Genomic DNA, 3,629 nt, shown 5'->3' on the forward strand with positions numbered 1-3,629 from the left:
CATCCAAAATCTCTGTGACAATAAATGCCCTACGTTCACCAATTTGCTTGAGATAATCGCAAAGGGAAACAGAACCCTCCAAGATAGGTAGATTTTGCGCTTTGACAAACTTACGTTTGGTGTGAGAAGGCGATTCCAGTTTGCGAGTAAATACGGTCATAAAAGATCTGCGTTTAAAACGAATAAAGCAAATTTTAATCGATAACATGAGCTTTTGCGACAGCCTCTTTTAACCGGTACTCCTTGCGTTTGTAATACCAGTTGACCAGACAGGTGATGACCGTGCAGACGATACCTATCAGGCCAACCCACTGTTCGAGAGTGAAAATGCCAATGGCTGTTGTGACAATTCCGCCCATATACGACAAGGGACTGGAATACTTTTCAAACATACGCATCACTCCCCCTTTTTCAGGGTATCCATTTCCTGTTTAGTCCCATAGGACAATCTGCGAACGATTTGACGTGGCCGCGCTGATTTCCGGTAATTGAATTTCAACGCCCATCGGCAGTTTGTCGGCGTGGTCGCAAAGTCCCGGATTAACTTCAAGCACGCGTTCAACGGTGCCGATGCAGGTGCCGTAGTAGCGAAAACAAATCTCATCCAGACTCTCGTTTTGTTGACTCAGTACCTTCATATCAGTGCCATCACGTTATGACCCTGCCCTTTAATTCGTGCTATCGCCCAGAGGGCATCACGTCGGTAATCATCAATGGTCGGCGACAGACTGTCGGCTTTTTTGTGGCCTAATGCTTGTGTGTCGATGTCTCGAAACCGTTCCGACAAATTAGCCTTGGCCAGGCCAAATACCGCACGTTCATACAACAGGCAAAGCGCACTGTCGTTATTGATATGCATAGCCGGAATATCGGCTAGCTGGTTAAATCCTTCGCGTTTTTTCTGGGTTTGCCAGTCCCGCAGTTCGCACGCCACTTCAATCATCGCGTGGGTGAGTGCATCTTTAAGACGCGAAGCGATGATGGTGCCATCGTTCTCACGCATCACCGCGCGGTAATTTGGGGGTGACACGGCAGGCCAGAAGGGATCGTCGGCCACCAGGTCATCTTCTTCTTTAGGCGGTTTTTCTGGCGAAATAAAATCCATATCCTCATCTCAATAGGTCGGGCGGTGGACGGTGAACATAACGCGGTCTTTCACTGTGCCGCCCGGGTGCGTGGGCACAACTCATGTTTTCGGTAACGCGGTGTTGCGCGCTTTTTCCAGCTTTTTGATCTCGCCTTTAAGCCTGTTGCTCAATAGCAAAATTAATTGTGACTTACAAAAAAACCAGCTATTGATGATAAAATCATCAATTTTTGAATTAAAAATGACCTATATAAGATTAAAAAATAACCTATTTTGTGTTTTTTAGATGTATCTAACTTGTTTTTATTGAAAGCAGTTTTATTTCACTATTGAGCAACAGGCTTTTTGACGCCAACCCCTTGGAAAAGCCTCAGGGCGCGTTTTAAGGTGTCGAGAGCGGCGTCTGGCAAGCCATTATCGCGCTGACAAAACCCCACCCATTTGTAGAATTCGGCTCTGACCACATCCGTCATGTCTTCCTCATCCGTTAAGGTGACGGTTTGCGCTAAAAGCGACAATTCAAGCGGCTGTCTCTGCTGGTCAGCGAGTTTTGCCGCTGCCGCCATTTCCTCCGCAATCGCGCAACCCGTTGTGCGGGTATGTCCAGCCGGCATTAAAAGCCCGTGCGCTAAGGCATATTCGGCGATAGCCAGCGCGCCTTCAATGTCACCGGCATCAATGCGCCAGAGCATCACCATCATCAGCGTGTCATCCTGATGGCCGTCGTCGTTTTCCAATACCCCACTCACCCAGGGGGCATAACGGGGTAACACGGTTTTTTTATATTCAGCTTTCCGTTCGGTTGACTGAATCCGCTTTAACTGACGTTTGTCCTGCTGAAACATCAATTGAATTTGCTGTGTGGCCGCATCCCGTAACGGATGTGCACCATCCGGTTTTTCACCTGCTAAACGCAGCTGATGACATTGCCAGGGGGTGAGCATTAGCCACCGCCCTGATTAACCTGACCGCTGCCACCTGAATGGGGTGTATTCCCCCCTTGCAGTCCCGATTGGGGTTTCTCTTCGGGTAAGATGTCAATATTTTCGACCAGTGCCACCCCGCGATAATCTTCCACCACATAGGCTTCATTGACCGACTCATAATTTTTAATCCGGTCACGCTCGGGCGTATCCTTGATTTGGCGACGACGGGTGTCTTGCTGATAGTAAATCGAGAGATTATCCAAACGAGTAATGAGCAAGGATTTGTCGGGGAAGAATGGGGCGCGAATAGCCGGTAATCCACCTAGGCGTTTTTGACTGATAATCACATCGGCGGCCAGCATTTCGCTGTTAGGCTGTGCTTTGTTAACAATCGGAAAATATTTATCGGCAAGCAAGGAACGACCACAAATAATCACCAAATCGGTATCATCCTGATACACTTCATCAATCACTCGTTCAACGGTGTCCATTACCAGCGCATCCAGATTTTTGTAATCGCCTTTTTCGCCAATGCGGAGGGTATTTGAAGTCAATTTACCCTGACTGTCGGTGATTTTAGCCATCACATGAGTCGGTGCATCATTGCGAATTTTTTGCAACCAGCCGACATTTACATCCTGTAATTTGGCATTTTGAGTACGGTCTGAGGTTTTTTCCCGCTTGATGCCGTTAAAACCAATCATAATGCGGTCAAGGGCCTGACGGCGGACAATCGCATCGCGGATACGACGCTGAAAATCGTTAAATTTGGCCCACATATCGAGCTTGGCATAGCTAATCGCGGTATCGAAATTGGTTTGATAGCAATAATAATCAATGGCGTTCAGGGCCGTCGGGTCAATCGGTTCTCGACGTTTGCTACTCGTATCGGTGGTACCGGCGACCGTAGAGCCCATCCCGAGTCCTATTGCCTGACCTTGCTGTTCAAGTACCGGCACCAGGTTAATTTTCTGCAAAAAACCGGCACTTTGCTCGATTTGACTCTCCAGTACCTGTGCTTTGGACGGTTCAATAAGCCTGTTGCTCAATAGTGAAATAAAACTGCTTTCAATAAAAACAAGTTAGATACATCTAAAAAACACAAAAATAGGTTATTTTTTAATCTTATATAGGTCATTTTTAATTCAAAAATTGATTATTTTATCATCAATAGCTGGTTTTTTTGTAAGTCACAATTAATTTTGCTATTGAGCAACAGGCTTAATAAATGCCCTACGTTCACCAATTTGCTTGAGATAATCGCAAAGGGAAACAGAACCCTCCAAGATAGGTAGATTTTGCGCTTTGACAAACTTACGTTTGGTGTGAGAAGGCGATTCCAGTTTGCGAGTAAATACGGTCATAAAAGATCTGCGTTTAAAACGAATAAAGCAAATTTTAATCGATAACATGAGCTTTTGCGACAGCCTCGTAAAGGTCGGGGATGCCCGAGCTGCGGCAAAAAGGCCACCGATATCTGGATCGCCACTATGATGGCGCGTCTTCCTGACGTTCCCTTTCAACATGGCACCTTCACGATGCCTGATGCCCTGTGGCCGTTATTTGAGAACAACCGTTGGTTGCTAGGCCACCTGTTCGCCCTCGCTGCTGATAAT

General features: G+C 46.7%; 6 protein-coding genes and 2 pseudogenes. 1 reads left to right on the forward strand and 7 read right to left on the reverse strand.

Going from position 1 to position 3,629, the window contains the following annotated elements:
* The 7 genes and pseudogenes from CBG25_RS19055 to CBG25_RS19085 form a co-directional block, all read right to left on the reverse strand.
* A pseudogene (locus CBG25_RS19055) lies at positions 1 to 208 on the reverse strand (hypothetical protein); the annotation flags it as partial.
* A complete protein-coding gene (locus CBG25_RS19060) occupies positions 195 to 398 on the reverse strand; it encodes a phage holin family protein (protein WP_290608623.1) in 204 nt (67 codons plus the stop codon). The pseudogene CBG25_RS19055 and the gene CBG25_RS19060, both read right to left, overlap by 14 nt.
* A 33-nt stretch (positions 399 to 431) precedes the next feature.
* Entirely contained in the window at positions 432 to 638 is a 207-nt protein-coding gene (locus tag CBG25_RS19065; protein WP_290608625.1) for a tail protein X, read from the reverse strand.
* On the reverse strand, positions 635 to 1,105 hold the full coding sequence (locus CBG25_RS19070) for a head completion/stabilization protein (protein WP_290608627.1): 471 nt from the start codon (positions 1,103 to 1,105) through the stop codon (positions 635 to 637). The genes CBG25_RS19065 and CBG25_RS19070 overlap by 4 nt, the downstream gene beginning before the upstream one ends.
* 308 nt (positions 1,106 to 1,413) lie before the next feature.
* The gene (gene gpM, locus CBG25_RS19075; protein ID WP_290608629.1) at positions 1,414 to 2,031 is read right to left on the reverse strand and encodes a phage terminase small subunit; all 618 of its coding nucleotides are present in this window, start codon (positions 2,029 to 2,031) and stop codon (positions 1,414 to 1,416) included.
* On the reverse strand, positions 2,031 to 3,062 hold the full coding sequence (locus tag CBG25_RS19080) for a phage major capsid protein, P2 family (protein WP_290608631.1): 1,032 nt from the start codon (positions 3,060 to 3,062) through the stop codon (positions 2,031 to 2,033). The genes gpM and CBG25_RS19080 overlap by 1 nt, the downstream gene beginning before the upstream one ends.
* 156 nt (positions 3,063 to 3,218) lie before the next feature.
* Complete coding sequence (locus CBG25_RS19085; RefSeq protein WP_290608633.1) at positions 3,219 to 3,425, reverse strand: hypothetical protein; 207 nt, start codon at positions 3,423 to 3,425, stop codon at positions 3,219 to 3,221.
* Between the two features lie 27 nt (positions 3,426 to 3,452).
* Here CBG25_RS19085 and CBG25_RS19090 point away from each other — a divergent pair.
* A pseudogene (locus CBG25_RS19090) lies at positions 3,453 to 3,629 on the forward strand (transposase zinc-binding domain-containing protein); the annotation flags it as partial.

The organism is Arsenophonus sp. ENCA (assembly GCF_002287155.1).
GTDB classification, from domain to species: Bacteria; Pseudomonadota; Gammaproteobacteria; order Enterobacterales; family Enterobacteriaceae; genus Arsenophonus; species Arsenophonus nilaparvatae.

Excerpts from the sequence above, each read along its gene's own strand:
- CBG25_RS19065 (WP_290608625.1), bottom strand. The coding sequence starts at position 638 with ATGAAGGTACTGAGTCAACAAAACGAGAGTCTGGATGAGATTTGTTTT.
- CBG25_RS19070 (WP_290608627.1), bottom strand. The coding sequence starts at position 1,105 with ATGGATTTTATTTCGCCAGAAAAACCGCCTAAAGAAGAAGATGACCTG.
- CBG25_RS19060 (WP_290608623.1), bottom strand. The coding sequence starts at position 398 with ATGCGTATGTTTGAAAAGTATTCCAGTCCCTTGTCGTATATGGGCGGA.
- CBG25_RS19085 (WP_290608633.1), bottom strand. The coding sequence starts at position 3,425 with ATGTTATCGATTAAAATTTGCTTTATTCGTTTTAAACGCAGATCTTTT.
- gpM (WP_290608629.1), bottom strand. The coding sequence starts at position 2,031 with ATGCTCACCCCCTGGCAATGTCATCAGCTGCGTTTAGCAGGTGAAAAA.